We start from the raw sequence: 16,957 nt of genomic DNA, 5'->3' as shown, positions 1-16,957 counted from the left end.
TATGGACTGCGCGCCCTGATTACAACCTAATGCGCTGCATCCCATGAGGTCCCCGTCCCGATATCGACAGCGAGCGGCACGTCCAGCGTAACGGCTGGCAATGCAGCATCGGCCATGACACGCTCGATAACCATGGCCGCGTCTTTCGCATCGCTTTCCGGCAGTTCGAACACCAGTTCATCATGCACTTGCAGAAGCATCCGGATATCCGGCAGGCCTGCATCGCGCAGCGCCGGCAGCATCCGGACCATTGCGCGCTTGATGATGTCCGCGCTCGTGCCCTGTATCGGAGCGTTGATCGCTGCACGCTCGGAGCCCTGGCGTTCGGCCTGGTTCTTCGACTTGATCCGGGGAAACCACGTCTTTCGGTACCGAACAGCGTTTCGGAATAACCGCGTTCGCGCACGGTCTCCAACGTTTCCATGATATAACGCTGTATGCCGGGGAAGCGCTTGAAATAGGTGTCGATCATGTCCTGCGCCTCATCGGGCTCAACCTCGAGCCGCCCAGCAAGACCCCAACGCGAAATGCCGTAGAGAATTGCGAAATTGATCGTCTTGGCGCGCGCCCTCGTGTCGCGTGTGACCTCGCCGAACATCTCGGTCGCGGTGCGAGAATGGATGTCCTCGCCATTGGCGAAGGCTTCCTTGAGCGTGTCGACCTCCGCCATGTGTGCAGCTAGGCGCAGCTCGATTTGCGAATAGTCGGCAGCGAGCAGGATGTTGCCCCTTTCAGGAACGAAGGCTTCGCGGATCTGGCGGTACGATGGCCGTGCGGATCGGGATATTCTGAAGGTTGGGGTCGGTCGAGGACAGCCGCCCGGTCTGTGCGCCGACCAGCGAATAGCTGGTATGGACGCGGCCCGTATCGGGATTGATCGCCTGTTGCAGCGCATCGGTGTAAGTCGATTTGAGTTTCGACAGCTGGCGCCATTCGAGTACCTTGTTGGCAATTGGTGCGCCTTCACCGGACAGCCGCTCAAGCACGCTCTGATCGGTCGAGTATTGGCCGCTCTTGCCCTTCTTGCCGCCCTTGTATCCGAGCTTGTCGAACAGGATTTCGCCGAGCTGCTTGGGGCTGCCGACTGCAAATTCCTGCCCTGCCATTTCATGGATCTCGCCTTCCAGCCTGCCGATCTCCTTGGCAAACTCCTCGGACAGCTTTGCGAGCCGCGCCCGGTCTACCTTGATGCCTTCGCGCTCCATCCGGGCGACCACCGGGATAAGCGGACGGTCGACGCGCTCATAGACTTTCGTGCCCCCTTCCACCGCGAGGCGCGGTTTGAGATGCTGGAACAGCCGCCACGTCACATCGGCGTCTTCTGCGGCATATTCGGTCGCCCGGTCGAGCGGCACCTGCCCAAAGGGAATCGCTTTCTTGCCGGTGCCGCAGACATCCTTGAACGCGAGTGGTTGGTGACCGAGGTGGCGATCGGACAGCTCGTCCATCCCGTGGCCGCCGCCGATCCCGTCCTGGCCGCGCCCTGCATCGAGGGCAAAGCTGACGATCATCATGTCTTCGATCGGCGAGACATTGGCAGCGTATCGGGCAAGCACATTGAGGTCGTATTTGCCGTTCTGAAATACCTTGGTCACGCTGTCATCGGTGAGCATGGGCGCAAGGATTTTAAGCGCTTTATCGCGGTCCACCTGTTCGGGCTTTTCGTCGAACATGTCACTGCCGCCATGCGCGAGCGGAATGTAGCAGGCATCGTTCGGTCCGAGTGCAAGGCTGATCCCCACAAGCTCTGCCTGCATCGCATCAAGCGACGAGGTTTCCGTGTCGACGGCAACGAGCCGCGCTGCAATCGCGCGCTGTGCCCACGTCTCGAGCCGCTCTGCCGTCTGCACGGTCTCATACGAGCTGCGGTCCACATCGGGCATTTCCGGCAGCGGCTGGCTGTTGCCTGAAAGTTCACCGGCATCGCCCGCTTTCTCTGCGGCGGCGGGGTGGAGATTATTGGTCCGCTCCGGACTGCCCGATCCAGTGCCAAGCCGCCGCAGGAGCGAGGTAAAGCCGTGTTTTTCGAGAAACGCTGCGAGCGGTTCCTCAGGAATTTTCTCGATCCGCATTTCATCCAGCGGCTGCGGCAGATCGCAATCCTCTTTCAGCGTGACAAGCACGCGGCTCATCTCGGCGTCGTCGCGGTGCTCGAGCAGGCGCTCCTTGAGCTTGGACTTCTTCATGTCCTCTGCAGAATCGAGTGCTGCGGTGAGCGAACCGTGCTCGGCGATGAGCTTGCTAGCGGTCTTCGGGCCAACCCCATAAATGCCCGGAATATTGTCGACGCTATCTCCCATCAGCGCGAGGACATCGCCCACCAGCTCCGGCGCGACGCCGAATTTCTCCTCGACTTCGGGAATGTATATTCGCGCACTCTTCATGGTGTCGAGCATGTCGATCTTTGCACCATCGACCTCGCCGATCAGTTGCATCAGGTCCTTGTCGGACGAGACGATGGTCACGTTCCAGCCCTGTCGCTGCGCCTCGCGGGCATAGGAGGCGATCAGATCGTCCGCCTCCAGCCCGGATTCCTCGATGCAAGGAAGGCTGAATGCACGGGTCGCGTCGCGTATCAGCGGGAATTGCGGGCGCAGGTCTTCGGGCGGTTCGGGGCGATTGGCCTTGTATTCGGGGTAGATATCATTGCGGAAACTTTTCGAATCCTTGTCGAGAATCACCGCAAGGTGCGTCGGACCGTCTGCCGCGTCGAGATCGTCCGCCAATTTCCAGAGCATGGTCGTGTAGCCATAAACGGCGCCAACCGGCGTCCCCTCGGGGTCGGTCAGAGGCGGGAGCCGGTGGTAGGCCCTGAAAATGTAGGATGAACCATCGACGAGATAGAGGTGTTGCTGCTGATCGGCCATGAGCGCCTGCTAGCATCGGTGGGGCGGTTGCGTAAGCCGGTTTGGCTATCGCCGCGAATTGGGCACGGGCTGTCTGAAATGGGGCGATAAGAGGGCCAAATTGAGGCAGGGACGCCTTAATTTGCTTGCAATGCCACATTCCTGCCATTATTTGATCATGCAGAGCCGGGGGTCAGATACCGGTTTCGGCACGGCCAGAATTGTTGACCTTGCTTCATTCATTAACTGACTAAGGATTTGATATTATGCGTAAGATCGTACTCGCAGCCGCTATTGCTACTTCGGCTCTGGGCCTCGCTGCATGCGGCGAAACCGCTGACCAGGCTGGCGACATGGGCGACGCGATGGCTGCAGACGCCGAAGCGAACGCTGAAGCCGTTGAAGCTGCTGCTGGCGAAGCTGCTGCTGAAGTCGAAGCTGGTGCGGACGCTGCTGGCGCCGCTGCAGAAGAAGCCGCGATTGAAGCAGAAGCTGAAATCGAAGACGAAAGCGAAGCCGAAGCTGCTACCGATTAATTCGTAGACGCTTTCGCACCTTCGCGGCGCGAAGGTCGCTTGAAACAGAAAAGGCGGCGTCCTTATCGGGCGCCGCCTTTTTTTCATGCTCTGATGGGGATCAGCATCAGCCGCCCGTATTGGGAGCGCTTGTCCAGTTTTGCTGGCGTTCGCGGGCACGGGCCTTCGCATCGAACCCATCATAGAGCGCGCGGGCAATCGATGCGATGCGGGCTTCGCGGGCGCGGCGAGCGCCTTGGCCCGTCACATAGATCGCAACGGCAATCGCCCGGCCATCGGGATATTCGATGATGCCGACATCGCTCGACGTGTTGTTGAGCGACCCCGTCTTGTGGCTCACGCGCGCCTCGCTCGGCATGTGCGCCACGATCCGGCGTTTGCCCGTCACCGTGCGGCTCATCGCGCCCAGCAATACGCGCCGGCTCTGGTCGGATAGAAAGTCCCCGCGGTAAAGGCCCTGCAGCAGGCGCGTCATCGCGCGCGGCGTCGCCGCATCGCGCTTGTCGATCCAGGTTGCGGGATCGTATTCACCATCGTCACGGACAAGCGTGGCAATGTCGCGGTCGATGCTAAATTCAGTAATGCCCTGACGGACCATCCAGTCATTCACCGCAGCCGGGCCGCCAACGGCTTTGAGCAGCGCGTCGGTTGCAGGGTTACTTGACCGAGTGATCATGATCTCGATGAGGTCAATCGCCGGCATATATTGCCCCTTGCGAACAGGCGCAGCGGCAGAGGAGAATTTCCGGGACCGTACGGGGATTAGCAGCGGGAATTCCGATGTAAGCGAATATTTGCCTTGCTCGACCATCTCAAGATATCTTGCGGCCACGGCGATTTTGCTGGTGGATGCCATCGGGAACAACTGATCGCCTAGCACCGTCAGCGTCTCGCCCGTCTTCAGATCAACTGCAGCGACACCAATCCGGCCCTTTCCACCATCGGCGAGCTCTGCGATGCGACGTTCGAACCCGGTTTCATAAATGGCCTCGAAGGTCTGCGGATTACGCAGGTCGGTGCCGAACGCGCTGTCGAAGCTGGATTGAAGTTCATTACCTTGCCGCGTTTGTGCCTGCTCTTGCGCGCGGGCGGAAACCGGCGTGGTCAACAGAGCGAATCCGGCTGCCAGGGCAGCGATGAAGGTGAAGCGTGGCTTTGAGTTCATGGGTAGATGTTACTCACAATATGGTTGCCGCCGACTTAATGGCGCACTGTAGAACGGTGCGATTCGTCCCCGCAAGTGCTCAATTCGGCGCGGACACTCGATTATGCGCCAATAATGGATGCAGCCGAGGCTAATACCGACAACCGTGTCAAAACCTGAAATCCGGAGCGGCTAGCTTGTTCCCGGCAATTTGCCATACACGCCCGTGGAAATGGCCTTGACTGACGGCAAAACCGCCGCTGTTTATGCAGCCACCAATCGCAACAGGACGCTCCATGACCCTCTCAAGCACTTCAATTCGCAGTTCCCGCACTATCATCTCGGCCATGTTGCTCGGCACGTCGAGCCTGGCGTTTGCGCAGAGCGCGCCGATCGTGCAGCCTGGCGCACCGGGTCAGGACAGCAAGACGCTGAGCGCCGAAGAGGCGACGCAGCTCGCCAGCTCGAAATATACGCAGGCCGACGTGATGTTCATGCAGCAGATGATCGTCCATCACGAGCAGGCTGTCGTGATGGCGGAGCTTGTCGATGACCGGACCAATAACGAAGACGTCGTTACAATCGCCGGGCGTATCCTTGCCGGACAGGACGATGAAGTCACCTTCATGCGCGAATGGCTCGAGGCGCGTGGACAGCCAGTCGCAATGCCAGGCATGGCTGGGCACCAGGACCACATGCATCACATGATGAAGGGCATGGCGTCCCCGGAGCAGATCGCCATGTTGCAGGAAGCGGAGGGCACGGAATTCGATCGCCAGTTCCTGACCCTGATGATTGCGCACCATGAAGGCGCAGTGGACATGGTCGATGCGCTGCTGCGTCAGCCCGGTAGCGCGGCAGACCCGATCCTGTTCCGCTTTGTCGGTGATGTCGAAAATGACCAGACGAGCGAGATCGACCGAATGGACACCATCCTCGCAAGCATTTCGGCCGATCCGCGCGCTACGCTTGCCTCGGGATTCGATAATGCGGGCGAAGCGATCATGAACCTGCGCAAGGTCGCGAGCCTCTCCAAACCGGCTGGATTCTTCGATCCTGAGAACCCTGCCGACTTGCGCGCAGTGGTGCCGCCGCGTGAAGGCGATGAAGACGCCAGCGAAGCCGAAGTGACCGAGGCGGAAATCAATCTCGCTCAACTTGCCGACGATGACATTGTCGCGGTCGAAGTGGATGATGACGACGACACAACGGTTGCCGCGGTCGACGCCGAGGACCCTGTCCGCGATGAAGAAGACGAGGAAAGCCTTACCCAGTTTGCCGAACGCACACCGCTGCTCGATTTTGCCAACACCGACATGGCCTTCTTCGACGACATCATGGTCGCGGGCAATTATCACGGCTTCAACATCTACCGCCTTGGCGATGACGGTGTTCCCAATCTGCTGAGCTCGGTGGTCTGCCCCGGCGGCCAAGGCGACGTCTCGGTGGTCGGCGATATTCTCATCATGAGCGTCGAGCAGACCCGCGGCCGGGTCGATTGCGGTTTGCAGGGCGCGCAGGATGATGTGAGCGACGAACGCTTCAGGGGGCTGCGCATCTTCGACATCTCGGACCTCACTGCCGTGCGTCAAGTCGGGCAGGTCCAGACCTGCCGCGGCAGCCACACGCACTCGATCGTGAGCGCGGATGCCGAGAAGATCATCGTCTACAACTCGGGCACCAGCCGCGCGCGCGATCAGGAAGAGCTGGCTCGCTGCATCGACAGCCCCGCGAGCAGCCGCACCGCGCTCTTCAGCATTGATGTGATCGAAATCCCTGTCGCCAACCCGGCGGCAGCCCGGATCGTCAGCAGCCCGCGCGTCTTCGCCGATGCCGAAACCGGAGAGATCGCCGGCCTGTGGAAGGGCGGCGAAAGCGAGGAGGGCGCGCAGCGCACCGCGCAGACCAACCAGTGCCACGACATCACCGTGTTTCCGTCGAAGAACCTCGCAGCCGGCGCGTGTTCGGGAAATGGCATCCTGATGGACATTTCCGACCCGATGAACCCGAAGCGGATCGATGCCGTGTTCGACAAGGGCTTCGCCTACTGGCACTCGGCGACCTTCAACAATGACGGTACCAAGGTCATCTTCACCGATGAATGGGGCGGGGGCGGGCGACCGCGCTGCCGTGCGTCCGACCCCATGACATGGGGCGCGAATGCGATCTACGACATCGTCGATGGCAAACTCGAGTTTCGCAGCCATTACAAGATGCCGGGGCCGCAGGGCGAATACGAGAACTGCGTTGCCCATAACGGCTCGATCGTTCCGGTGCCGGGGCGCGATATCTTCGTGCAGAGCTGGTATCAGGGCGGGATCAGCGTGATGGACTTCACCGACAGCGCCAATCCCAAGGAAATAGCCTATTTCGACCGCGGCGCGATCAATGACGAGCAGCTGGTCGTGGGCGGCTTCTGGTCGTCCTATTGGTACAACGTACCGCATCTACGGCACCGAGATCACGCGCGGGATCGACGTCTTCGCGCTTGAGCCGAGCGACTATTTAACCGCCGAAGAAATCGCGGCGGCGGAGGCTGCGTCTTATGCGAACACGCGCTTCAACCCGCAGACCCAGACGCAGGTGACCTGGTCGCCGGACGTGATCGAGGCCGTCGAGGACAGCCGCCAAGGCGGTTAAAGTCTAAGCGCAAGCGAACGAAAGGGCGGGGCGGCTTGATGCCATCCCGCCCTTTTTGCATTCGAGGCGATCGCCGATCAGGCCGCTTTGACGCTCGCGATCCATTGATCTACGCGCTTTTCCAGGATCGAAAGCGGCACCGAACCTCCTCCCAGCACCGTGTCGTGAAAGCCGCGAATGTCGAACTGGTCGCCCAATTCTTCCTCGGCCTTGGCGCGCAATTCCTGGATGCGGATCATGCCGATCTTGTAGGCAGTCGCCTGCCCCGGCATGACGATATAGCGGCGTACTTCAGAGCGCACGGCGGTTTCCGGAATCGGTGAGTTTTCGAGGAAATAGTCGATTGCGTCCTGTTCGCTCCAGCCTTTGGAGTGCAGCCCGGTATCGACCACGAGCCTGATCGCGCGCCACATCTCGGTCGTCAGACGGCCAAAGTCGGAATAGGGGTCTTCGTAGGCGCCCATCTCCTTGGCCAACTTCTCCGAATACAGCGCCCATCCTTCGCCGAATGCGGGGATATAGCCGCCCTGCGCGCGAAACTTCGGAATTCCGGTCAGCTCCTGCGCGATAGAGGACTGCATGTGATGGCCTGGATTGCCTTCGTGATAGGCGATCACTTCGAGAGCGGGGATCGGCATTGCCCGCATGTCCGAAAGGTGCGCGTAATAGACGCCGGGCCGTGAGCCATCGGGCGTACCGACGCGGTAATGCTGCGCAGCGCCGTCCTGTTCGCGGAAAGGCTCGACGCGTTTCACGACAAGGTCGGCCTTGGGAAGTGTCCCGAAGAAGTCCGGCAGGCGTTCCTTGATGAAGGCGAGATGCTCCTCGGCCTGGTCGATATATTGCTGCGCGCCGGCATCACTCTCCGGATAATAGAATTGATCATCCTCGCGCACGAAGGTGAAGAATTCCTGCAGATTTCCATCGAAGCCGACCATGTCCTTGATCGCCTCCATCTCGGACCGGATGCGAGCAACCTCGGACAGGCCCGTTTCGTGAATCTCGTCCGCCGACAGATCGGTGGTCGTCATCAGGTTGAGCCGGTAGTTGTAAAACTCCTCGCCTTTCGCGAGCGCGTTCACGCCCCGCGCCGTCTCGTCGGAATTCGCGCGGTCTTCGGTATACCAGTCGATGACGCGGCGATAGGCCGGGGCAAACTCATCGGTCAGCGCAGAGCGCGCCTGTTCGCGCAGCTCGCCGGCGCGATCCTCGGTGATGGTTTCGTCTTCGACAAGCTTCGCGAGATGCGCCTCGCTCGCTTCCCAGATAGCGGATGGTTCGCTGTCGTCGAAGGGGGCGCCGCTGGTTAGCTTGGTCGATTCCTCGATCACCGCGTCATAGGAGAAGCGCGGCGGGCGCGTTCCGGCTGCTGCATTGTTCTTTACGCGCTCAAGCAGCTGGTCCATCGCGGTGCCGATCCCGCTGATGCGGGCAATGAAGGCTTCCATGTCGCTTTCATTGTCGACGTTGTGCTGCGTGAGGATGAAGCTCGGTAAGGCCGTGTGCGCGCCGTTCATCTGGTGCAGGATGTACTCCTGATCGGTGAATTCAGCTGCGCGGGCGGCCTGATCTGCGCGGAACTGGAACATGTCCCATGACAGCTTGGCTTCGTCCGAAAGCTCGTCGTAGTCGAAGTTGGCTTCCATTTCGGCCACCGCCGCCTGCCACCACTGTATCTGCTCTTGCTGTGCTTCGAGCGAGAGGTCGTCGATCCGGTCGTAATCGGTCTTACGCCCGAGCGCAGTCTGGCGGATCGGGCTGAACTTCAGCTCTTCCTCGAATTTCGTCTCGAACCATTCATTGATGCAATCGGTCTGACTGCTTTCGCATTCGACTGTCGCGACGGTCGGCGAGGTAAGCTGTTCGCATCCGGCAAGCGCCACGGATGCGAGCAGAATGGCTGCAAATTTCGTATTCACGGTAAGTCCCCTACGTGTCCAAGATCGCCCGGCAGCATGGGGCAGCCTGCGGCTTATGGGAAGGGACGGTTTCGATAAACGAAAGACCTCGTCAGACGGTAAGTCCTGCGGAGCCTCTTGTTTGTATTTGCGCATTGCATCACTCGGCGGCGGCGATCGCCTGTTCGATTTTTTCGACTGGTTGTCCGGTGAGAGTCTTGTCAATTTCGCCAACCACCCGCTTCTCGAGTTCCGAATGGTAATGCTGGCGCATTTCACCGAGCGATTTCGGGTCGGCAATGATGAGGACGTCGTGAATGTCGCCCGATATGGCCTTGGCGCTCAGCCATTCGGCAGCCGCAGCGGCGTGACCGAGCTCTTCGAGATCGGTTCTGCCAAGACGCTGGCCGATATCGTCCTGATGCTTGATCCCGGCACTGAAATTGGTGACGTCGAGGTTCGGGCTGGTCTCCTTGCGCAGCTTGGGCTCGAACAATTGCCCTTCGTTGCGAAACAGGAGGAAGGTTTCTCCATCGACCACGGCAACATGGGAATTGTGAGGCAATTTCATGGTTTTAATCTCCCTTTTCTGACCAACGCACAGGAAGCAGGATCGTTGCGAGCCGGGCAAATAAAAAGTCCCGGTGGATCGCTCCACCGGGACTTCGTGTTTCAGCGTAGGAGCTGGCGGCTGGCTTAGAAGCCCATGCCGCCGCCCATGCCGCCCATGCCGCCCATATCGGGCATTGCCGGGCCGCCGGCGCCTTCCTTTTCCGGAGCGTCGGTGATCGCCGCTTCGGTGGTGATCAGCAGGCCGGCAACCGACGCTGCGTCCTGCAGCGCGGTGCGGACAACCTTGGTCGGGTCGATCACGCCGGCTTCCACCAGGTTTTCGTACGTGTCGGTCGCAGCGTTGAAGCCCTGCGTCTCATCGCCTTCACGAAGCAGGTTGCCGGAGACAACCGCGCCGTCGTGGCCGGCGTTCTCGGCAATCTGGCGCAGCGGCGTCAGGATTGCGCGGCGAACGATGTCGATACCTCGGCTCTGATCGTCATTTTCGCCTTTGACGCCTTCGAGGACCTTCGAAGCGTAGAGCAGCGCGGTACCGCCGCCCGGGACGATGCCTTCTTCGACAGCGGCGCGGGTTGCGTGAAGCGCGTCATCAACGCGGTCCTTGCGTTCTTTCACTTCGACTTCCGAAGCTCCGCCCACCTTGATCACGGCAACGCCGCCAGCAAGCTTCGCAAGACGCTCTTGCAGCTTCTCACGATCATAATCGCTGGTGGTCGCTTCCATCTGCGCCTTGATCTCACCGACGCGGGCCTTGATGTCGTCCTGCGAACCAGCGCCATCGACGATGGTCGTGTTGTCCTTGTCGATGGTGACGCGCTTGGCTTCGCCAAGCATACCGAGCGTGACGTTCTCAAGCTTGATGCCGAGATCTTCGCTGACCATTTCGCCCTTGGTAAGGATCGAGATGTCCTGCAGCATCGCCTTGCGGCGATCGCCGAAGCCCGGTGCCTTGACCGCAGCAACCTTCAGGCCGCCGCGCAGCTTGTTCACGACGAGGGTCGCAAGCGCTTCGCCTTCGATGTCTTCGGCGATGATCAGCAGCGGACGACCGCTCTGAACAGCCGCTTCGAGCACCGGCAGCATCGACTGCAGGTTCGACAGCTTCTTTTCGTGGATCAGGATGTACGGGTTTTCAAGCTCGACCGTCATCTTGTCCGGATTGGTGATGAAGTACGGCGAGAGATAGCCGCGATCGAACTGCATGCCTTCGACGACATCGAGTTCGAATTCGAGGCCTTTGGCCTCCTCGACGGTGATCACGCCTTCCTTGCCGACCTTCTCCATGGCTTCGGCGATTTTCTCGCCGACTTCCTTGTCGCCATTTGCGGAGATGACACCGACCTGTGCCACTTCAGCCGAACCGGCAACTTCCTTGGAACGACCGGCGAGGTTATCGACAATCTTGGTCACAGCGAGGTCGATGCCGCGCTTGAGGTCCATCGGGTTCATGCCCGCAGCGACCGACTTCATGCCTTCGCGCACGATAGCCTGGCCCAGCACGGTGGCAGTGGTGGTGCCGTCGCCTGCAAGATCGTTGGTCTTCGAGGCAACTTCCTTGAGCATCTGCGCGCCCATGTTTTCGAACTTGTCCTGAAGCTCGATTTCCTTGGCGACAGTGACGCCGTCCTTGGTGATGCGCGGTGCGCCGAAGCTCTTGTCGATAACAACGTTGCGACCTTTCGGGCCGAGCGTCACTTTGACAGCGTTTGCGAGCGTATCGACGCCCTTGAGGATGCCTTCACGGGCATCGCGGCTGAACTTTACGTCCTTGGCAGCCATTGGTGTTTCTCCTGGAATTCTTGTGAGTTGAAAAAAGCGGTTGGGTCAGCCGATCAGGCGATGATCCCCATGATGTCGCTTTCCTTCATGATCAGCAGGTCTTCGCCGTCGATCTTGACTTCGGTGCCGGACCACTTGCCGAACAGGACGCGGTCGCCTGCCTTGACGTCGAGAGCGATGCGGGCGCCATCGTCGTCACGGGCGCCTTCGCCCACGGAGACGATCTCGCCTTCGCTGGGCTTTTCCTGGGCAGAGTCTGGGATGATGATGCCGCCAGCGGTTTTCTGGTCGGCTTCGATGCGGCGGACGACTACGCGGTCGTGCAGCGGACGAAATGCCATGATTGATGACCTTTCAATTAGGTTGATGTGTCGATTGGCACTCTCCTCCCGAGAGTGCCAGCGAAGTGCAGATGGGTGCGCGGCGTCACCGAGTCAACAAGTGTTCAGGAAAATTTTCTCACGAAATTTGCAGGTGATCAGCCGTGCCGGCTTGTCAGCGCCAGCCGTTCGCGCAGCAGCCACCGCCACGTCAGCAGGATCGCCGCGAAGGCGAGCCCCGTGGCAAGCCCGATCCAGACCCCGACGCCCTCAAGCGGTGTGAAGAAGCCAAGTCCGACGGCAAGCCCGAACCCCGGAACCCAATAGCTGAAAATCGCGATCCACATCGGCACGCGCGTATCCTGCAATCCGCGCAGCGCTCCGGCGGCCACGGCCTGAACACCGTCGACCAGCTGGAACGCGGCAGCGAGCACGAGAAATTGCAGCGCAAAGCCGATCAGCGCGGCGTTTGCCGGGTCGCCAATGTCGACAAAAATCCGCAGGAGCGTTTCCGGCATCAGGACCATCGCTGATGCTGTGAGCGCCATGAACCCGGTCCCGATAGCAAGCGCCACCCAACCTGACAGCTTGATGCCGCTCTTGTCCCTGGCGCCGTAAAAATATCCTACGCGGATTGTCGCGGCCTGCCCCACGCCGAACGGCACTTGAAAAGCGAGCGCGGCGATATTCAGCGCAACGATGTGGCCTGCAAGCTCCGCTGCGCCGATCCGTCCCATCAGGAACGCCGCTGCGCTGAACACGCCTGCTTCGTACCGTGACGGTAAGGGCAATCGGTGTGCCGATCCGGACGATCAACCAGAACCGCTGCCAATCGGGGCGCCAGAATCGATAGAAGATCCTGAACCGAGCCAGTCCGGGATTGAACAGGATGATTGCGATGTAGGAGACGAGGGTCACCAGCGCGGTGATGATCGTCGCCACTGCAGCGCCCGAGAGTCCAAGCTCCGGCGCGCCGAAATTGCCGAATATGAAAGCGTAATTGGCAAGTGCATTCACCGGTATGCCAAGCGCAGTGATCGCCGTTGCCACAACGGGCCGTCCCAAAGCGGAGACGTAGTTGCGCAGCACTGATGAAAGCAGCATCGGCACCAGCGAGTAGATGATGACCAGATTGTATTCGATGGCCAGACCGATAATTACCGGCTCCTGACCGGTGATCTGCATGACCGGACCCAGCATCAGGGCGAGCCCCATACCGGCAATCCCGCAAAACACCGCCAGCCACAATGCCATGCGGGTCGCTCTGCGAACGGGCCTGAACGAAGGGGAGCGCGATCCAATCGCCTCTGCGATCAAGGGGGCGACTGCGCCGGTAAGCGATGCCAGCGACCAGACAATCAGTCCGAACAACCCGGCTGCCAGACCCGATGCAGCAAGCGGTTCCTCGCCAAGCCGGGCAATGAAGATGACATCGACAATATAGATTGCCGCCTGCAACAGATTGGCGAGCGCCAGCGGCGCGGCGAGCAGCGTCGTCGCGCGCAGTTCCTGCCCCCAGCTGGGCGTCTCAAGAAGAGCCTGTTCTCGCATATCGTGCCTCGCCCGCGGCAATGCGAGCCGGTCCGGATAGGCCAGCGAGGTCAGTGATGGAAGCGCTAATGCGCCAGCGCGGCGCTCAGCCGAGGATGTTCGAGCTCATGTCTAATGGGAGGTATGCCATGGCGGCTGTAACGAAAGTACCGATGGCGATTGCGACGCCGTAGGGGACCATCCCGGATTTCTCATCTTTGCTTGCGCTGAGCTTGAACCCCCTTGCGACGAATCGCACAAGGATCAGCCCTAGACCTGCGAGCGAGATCGCAAAGATCAGCGAGAACATCTCGCCAAGCGAAATCCAGGCTGCACTCGCAGCGAGGAATTTCCCATCGCCGCCGCCCCACATCTTGGCCGCAAATAGCGCCATGCCGATGACTAGGGCTACGGCAAGGAGGCGCCGTGCCATAGGACCGCATCGAGGCCGCCGGCAAAAGCTGCAAAGCCAAGTCCGGCTGCGGCCGTTACCAGACAGAGCCAGTTGGGAATTCGGCGCGATTTGATGTCCAGTGCGGCCCCTGCGATCATGCAGAGCGCACGGATCAGCAGCCCGATTTGCACGCTGTTCCATGCCTCACCAAGCGCAAGCGGCGCGCGAGTGCCCACGTCGAGCGAGGCGATCGCTGTCACACCAGAGCCGGTGATCGAGGCGTCTATCGCACTGTTGAGCGCGAAGGATGAAGCCGGGTCTGCTCGCTCACTGGCCGCAGCGATCCTCTGGATCACCGGGCGGCTGATGTAGACGATGTCGGGCGTTTTGGTGGCGGGCTTGACGATCTCGGTTTCGATGCGCGCTGCCGGGCGCGGTGTTGTTACTGTCCGCCCGATGCGAACTTCGTTGCGCGAAACCCGCGTCAGGCGCACGCTGCGGTCATCGACCTGCACGAAGGCAGAACGGGCCGGACTGGTTTCGATCCGCACACCGCCCGTGCGGACGGTACGGTTTGATGGGACCGGTTCGGCGCGGACTTTGACCGAGGTAATCTCCAAAGCCGCTTGGCGCCGTTCGGGAGCATTCGGTTCAGGGGCCGGAGCCGCTGCGAGCGCAGTTGCGCTGTCCGGTTTCTTGCGCGGCTGGCTGCACGCGCATCTGCTTGCCCTCGAAGCGGGCGAGATTGCGCTGGAAGCGATTGTTCGCAGGGTCGATGGCGATGGCCTGACGGAAGTATCTCTCGGCGAGATCGTCCCGGCCAAGCCGATCGAAAGTGATCGCAAGCCCGTTGGCCGCTGCTGCGGCCGTATCGGCATGACGCGACGCCTGACGAAATGCAGTTGCGGCCTTTGAAAGACGCCCTGCAATCAGGTTCCTCTTACCGTCGACCAGTCGGCGTTCGAAATATTCCGACATGTCGAGATCGCCGGTCTCGCCTTGGGAGGCGGCGGAAGATGCAAAGTTGAACTCGGGCCCGCCGGAGCAGGCGCCAAGGGGAAGTGCGAGCGATATTGCAGTCGCAGCCAGCAAACGATGTTTCATAATATTATCCCCCTGCCATCATCGGAAAGACTTCTTTGACCATGCGAATACTCGCAGGCAGCATCATCACGCCGATCATCGTCGGGAGCATGAAAACCACGAGCGGTATGGAAATCAATACCGGCAGACGGTGCGCTTTCTCTTCCGCACGCATCCGGCGCTTTTCGCGCATTTCCTCGGCATAGACACGCAGCGTCCCGCCAAGGCTCGTGCCGAGCTTGTCGGACTGGATGAGCAGCGTCGAGAAGGAACGGATTTCATCGACGCTCGCAACATCGGCGAGCTTGCGGAACGCCTCTTCGCGGGTTGCACCTGCGCGCAGTTGAAGCACAGAGATCGAGAGCAATTCTGCGACCAGCGGGTGCGATTGCACCATTTCGCGGCCCACGCGGTCCATCGCCGCTTCGATGCCCAGACCCGCTTCGATGCAGACGAGCATGAGGTCGAGGCAGTCGGGAAAACCATTGACGATCTCCTCGCGGCGGCGGTCTGCCTTGGCCTGTATGAACAGGCTGGGCAGGAACAGACCAAGCAGGCCAAGCAGCGAACCGACAATGTAGATCTGCAGGAAGCTCGGCGGCTCGGGGCGCGTCAGGGCGATGAGCAGGTACAGGCCAGGCAGCAGGAAGATCATCCCCAGCCGCACGAGAGTAAAGATGCGCGGGGCCATCGGCGAATCATAGCCAGCCTCTCGCATCTTCTCACTGAGCCGCTCGTCGCACTACTAAACGGAAACCTGACCAAGGTTCTGATCAGCGCCCTGGTCTGGCTGCCCTACTTGCTGCTGTCGGAGCGAGTGAACGTCACCTACCGCCACCGCACTGGCGAGAGTTAAGCCCCGCACCTTCTTCGCCCGGTGGCAATTCAGCAGTCCGAACATGAAAAGGGCGGCACCATCGCTGGCGCCGCCCTTTCCTCATCAGCAAAAGCTGTTCGATGCGTCTGGTGACGCGAACTCTTACTTGAGTTCGACGGTGCCGCCAGCTGCTTCGATCTTGCCCTTGATCTCTTCGGCTTCCGCCTTGTTGACGCCTTCCTTGAGAGGCTTCGGCGCGCCTTCGACGAGACCCTTGGCTTCGGTGAGGCCCAGGCCGGTGATGGCACGGACTTCCTTGATGACCTGGATCTTCTTGCCACCGTCGCCGGTCAGGACAACGTCGAATTCGTCCTTCTCTTCGACCGCAGCAGCTTCGCCGCCGCCGGCAGGGCCAGCAACAGCAACTGCAGCAGCAGCGCTAACGCCCCACTCTTCTTCAAGAGCGGTTGCAAGTTCGTGCCGCCTCGAGGACGGTCAGCTTCGAAAGTTCTTCAACAAGCTTGGCAATATCAGCCATGATGTTCACTCCAATTCAAACGGGGCGGCCTGACGAGGTCACACCCCAACACATGTAAAAATCGCGTTTGCGAAATCGTCTCTTCGTACAGCTCTTATGCAGCGTCCTTGGCGCCGTAGGCACCGAACACGCGGGCAAGTTTGCTTGCAGGGGCGTTCATCAACTGGGCAACCTTCGTTGCCGGAGCGTTGACCAACCCTACGAGCTTGCCGCGCAGCTCATCGAGGCTCGGCATCGAGGCAAGCGCCCTGACACCGGCTTCATCGAGCACCTGCGTACCCATCGAACCACCGACGATTTCCAGCTTGTCGTTCGACTTTGCGAATTCGACAGCGGCCTTGGCAGCCGCGACAGGGTCTTCCGACCATGCCAGCGCGGTCGGACCGGTGAGATATTCATCGATCCCGACGTAATCGGTGTCTTTCAGGGCGAGCTTGGCGAGACGGTTCTTCGCAACCTTGTAGGAAGCACCAGCATCGCGCATCTTCGCCCGAAGATCGGTGGACTGATCCACCGTCAGGCCGAGATTGCGGGTGACGACCACCACACCAACCTCGTTGAAGACCGAGTTGAGCTGGGCAACCGCATCGGCTTTTTGCGAACGATCCATGCCTTACTCCTTCACTAATGATCGCGCGGAAACGTTCCGGGCGACCGGCTCACATTAGGCCATGCCGCTAACCGGCACAGCCATAAGGTCCAATGATGGGGAAGGAGGATGCCATGACCGGCATCGGGCGGACCGCATGGAAGCGGACCTGAAATTCTCTGTTCCCCGCCTAGGCTGGAAATTAAGGAGGCCAGATTGCCTCCACCAACTGTCTTGGACGGATGACCGCCAAGCCCTTCGGCAAAGCGG

The 16,957-nt window shown here is 60.4% G+C and carries 14 protein-coding genes and 3 pseudogenes; 3 read left to right on the top strand and 14 right to left on the bottom strand.

The window, feature by feature from the left end:
- Positions 1 to 26: 26 nt before the first annotated feature.
- Positions 27 to 2,867 (bottom strand): annotated as a pseudogene (gene polA / locus AC0L39_RS15445) (DNA polymerase I).
- A gap of 245 nt (positions 2,868 to 3,112) precedes the next feature.
- On the opposite strand from polA, the gene AC0L39_RS15440 reads away from it, so the two are divergent.
- The gene (locus AC0L39_RS15440; protein ID WP_473259186.1) at positions 3,113 to 3,382 is read left to right on the top strand and encodes a hypothetical protein; all 270 of its coding nucleotides are present in this window, start codon (positions 3,113 to 3,115) and stop codon (positions 3,380 to 3,382) included.
- A gap of 106 nt (positions 3,383 to 3,488) precedes the next feature.
- Here AC0L39_RS15440 and AC0L39_RS15435 read toward each other — a convergent pair whose 3' ends face one another.
- The gene (locus AC0L39_RS15435) at positions 3,489 to 4,547 is read right to left on the bottom strand and encodes a serine hydrolase (RefSeq protein ID WP_473259184.1); all 1,059 of its coding nucleotides are present in this window, start codon (positions 4,545 to 4,547) and stop codon (positions 3,489 to 3,491) included.
- Between the two features lie 275 nt (positions 4,548 to 4,822).
- Between AC0L39_RS15435 and AC0L39_RS15430 the strand changes: the two genes are divergently transcribed.
- Complete coding sequence (locus tag AC0L39_RS15430) at positions 4,823 to 7,018, top strand: DUF305 domain-containing protein (RefSeq protein WP_473259183.1); 2,196 nt, start codon at positions 4,823 to 4,825, stop codon at positions 7,016 to 7,018.
- On the top strand, positions 6,915 to 7,166 hold the full coding sequence (locus AC0L39_RS15425) for a hypothetical protein (protein ID WP_473262491.1): 252 nt from the start codon (positions 6,915 to 6,917) through the stop codon (positions 7,164 to 7,166). Before AC0L39_RS15430 ends, AC0L39_RS15425 begins: the two co-directional genes overlap by 104 nt.
- Before the next feature lie 77 nt (positions 7,167 to 7,243).
- On the opposite strand, the gene AC0L39_RS15420 is transcribed toward AC0L39_RS15425, so the two are convergent.
- The 12 genes and pseudogenes from AC0L39_RS15420 to rplJ form a co-directional block, all read right to left on the bottom strand.
- Positions 7,244 to 9,085, bottom strand: a complete 1,842-nt coding sequence (locus AC0L39_RS15420) for a DUF885 domain-containing protein (RefSeq protein WP_473259181.1) — start codon at positions 9,083 to 9,085, stop codon at positions 7,244 to 7,246.
- 139 nt (positions 9,086 to 9,224) lie between these two features.
- Positions 9,225 to 9,635: a baeRF12 domain-containing protein gene (locus AC0L39_RS15415; RefSeq protein WP_473259179.1), complete on the bottom strand. Its 411-nt coding sequence runs from the start codon at positions 9,633 to 9,635 to the stop codon at positions 9,225 to 9,227.
- Positions 9,636 to 9,760: 125 nt separating this feature from the next.
- Complete coding sequence (groL, locus tag AC0L39_RS15410; protein WP_473259178.1) at positions 9,761 to 11,416, bottom strand: chaperonin GroEL; 1,656 nt, start codon at positions 11,414 to 11,416, stop codon at positions 9,761 to 9,763.
- Positions 11,417 to 11,469: 53 nt separating this feature from the next.
- On the bottom strand, positions 11,470 to 11,757 hold the full coding sequence (gene groES / locus AC0L39_RS15405; protein ID WP_473259177.1) for a co-chaperone GroES: 288 nt from the start codon (positions 11,755 to 11,757) through the stop codon (positions 11,470 to 11,472).
- A 137-nt stretch (positions 11,758 to 11,894) separates the two neighbouring features.
- Positions 11,895 to 12,497: an MATE family efflux transporter gene (locus tag AC0L39_RS15400; protein ID WP_473259175.1), complete on the bottom strand. Its 603-nt coding sequence runs from the start codon at positions 12,495 to 12,497 to the stop codon at positions 11,895 to 11,897.
- 295 nt (positions 12,498 to 12,792) lie between these two features.
- Positions 12,793 to 13,287, bottom strand: a pseudogene (locus tag AC0L39_RS15395) (MATE family efflux transporter); the annotation flags it as partial.
- Between the two features lie 85 nt (positions 13,288 to 13,372).
- A complete protein-coding gene (locus AC0L39_RS15390) occupies positions 13,373 to 13,699 on the bottom strand; it encodes an A24 family peptidase (RefSeq protein WP_473259173.1) in 327 nt (108 codons plus the stop codon).
- Positions 13,675 to 14,280: a hypothetical protein gene (locus tag AC0L39_RS15385; protein WP_473259172.1), complete on the bottom strand. Its 606-nt coding sequence runs from the start codon at positions 14,278 to 14,280 to the stop codon at positions 13,675 to 13,677. Before AC0L39_RS15385 ends, AC0L39_RS15390 begins: the two co-directional genes overlap by 25 nt.
- A 31-nt stretch (positions 14,281 to 14,311) precedes the next feature.
- The gene (locus AC0L39_RS15380) at positions 14,312 to 14,764 is read right to left on the bottom strand and encodes a hypothetical protein (RefSeq protein WP_473259170.1); all 453 of its coding nucleotides are present in this window, start codon (positions 14,762 to 14,764) and stop codon (positions 14,312 to 14,314) included.
- Positions 14,765 to 14,768: 4 nt separating this feature from the next.
- Complete coding sequence (locus tag AC0L39_RS15375; protein WP_473259168.1) at positions 14,769 to 15,434, bottom strand: type II secretion system F family protein; 666 nt, start codon at positions 15,432 to 15,434, stop codon at positions 14,769 to 14,771.
- Positions 15,435 to 15,722: 288 nt separating this feature from the next.
- A pseudogene (rplL, locus tag AC0L39_RS15370) lies at positions 15,723 to 16,098 on the bottom strand (50S ribosomal protein L7/L12).
- 94 nt (positions 16,099 to 16,192) lie between these two features.
- The gene (gene rplJ / locus AC0L39_RS15365; RefSeq protein ID WP_473259166.1) at positions 16,193 to 16,708 is read right to left on the bottom strand and encodes a 50S ribosomal protein L10; all 516 of its coding nucleotides are present in this window, start codon (positions 16,706 to 16,708) and stop codon (positions 16,193 to 16,195) included.
- Between the last annotated feature and the right edge of the window lie 249 nt (positions 16,709 to 16,957).

Source organism: Erythrobacter sp. K21-9 (genome assembly GCF_055808355.1).
This window is presented reverse-complemented; position numbering and strand designations above follow the sequence as displayed.

Coding starts and splice junctions, on each gene's coding strand:
- AC0L39_RS15430 (WP_473259183.1), top strand. CDS start 4,823: ATGACCCTCTCAAGCACTTCAATTCGCAGTTCCCGCACTATCATCTCG.
- rplJ (WP_473259166.1), bottom strand. CDS start 16,708: ATGGATCGTTCGCAAAAAGCCGATGCGGTTGCCCAGCTCAACTCGGTC.
- AC0L39_RS15435 (WP_473259184.1), bottom strand. CDS start 4,547: ATGAACTCAAAGCCACGCTTCACCTTCATCGCTGCCCTGGCAGCCGGA.
- AC0L39_RS15375 (WP_473259168.1), bottom strand. CDS start 15,434: ATGGCCCCGCGCATCTTTACTCTCGTGCGGCTGGGGATGATCTTCCTG.
- AC0L39_RS15425 (WP_473262491.1), top strand. CDS start 6,915: ATGACGAGCAGCTGGTCGTGGGCGGCTTCTGGTCGTCCTATTGGTACA.
- AC0L39_RS15415 (WP_473259179.1), bottom strand. CDS start 9,635: ATGAAATTGCCTCACAATTCCCATGTTGCCGTGGTCGATGGAGAAACC.
- AC0L39_RS15440 (WP_473259186.1), top strand. CDS start 3,113: ATGCGTAAGATCGTACTCGCAGCCGCTATTGCTACTTCGGCTCTGGGC.
- AC0L39_RS15390 (WP_473259173.1), bottom strand. CDS start 13,699: ATGGCACGGCGCCTCCTTGCCGTAGCCCTAGTCATCGGCATGGCGCTA.
- AC0L39_RS15380 (WP_473259170.1), bottom strand. CDS start 14,764: ATGAAACATCGTTTGCTGGCTGCGACTGCAATATCGCTCGCACTTCCC.
- groL (WP_473259178.1), bottom strand. CDS start 11,416: ATGGCTGCCAAGGACGTAAAGTTCAGCCGCGATGCCCGTGAAGGCATC.
- groES (WP_473259177.1), bottom strand. CDS start 11,757: ATGGCATTTCGTCCGCTGCACGACCGCGTAGTCGTCCGCCGCATCGAA.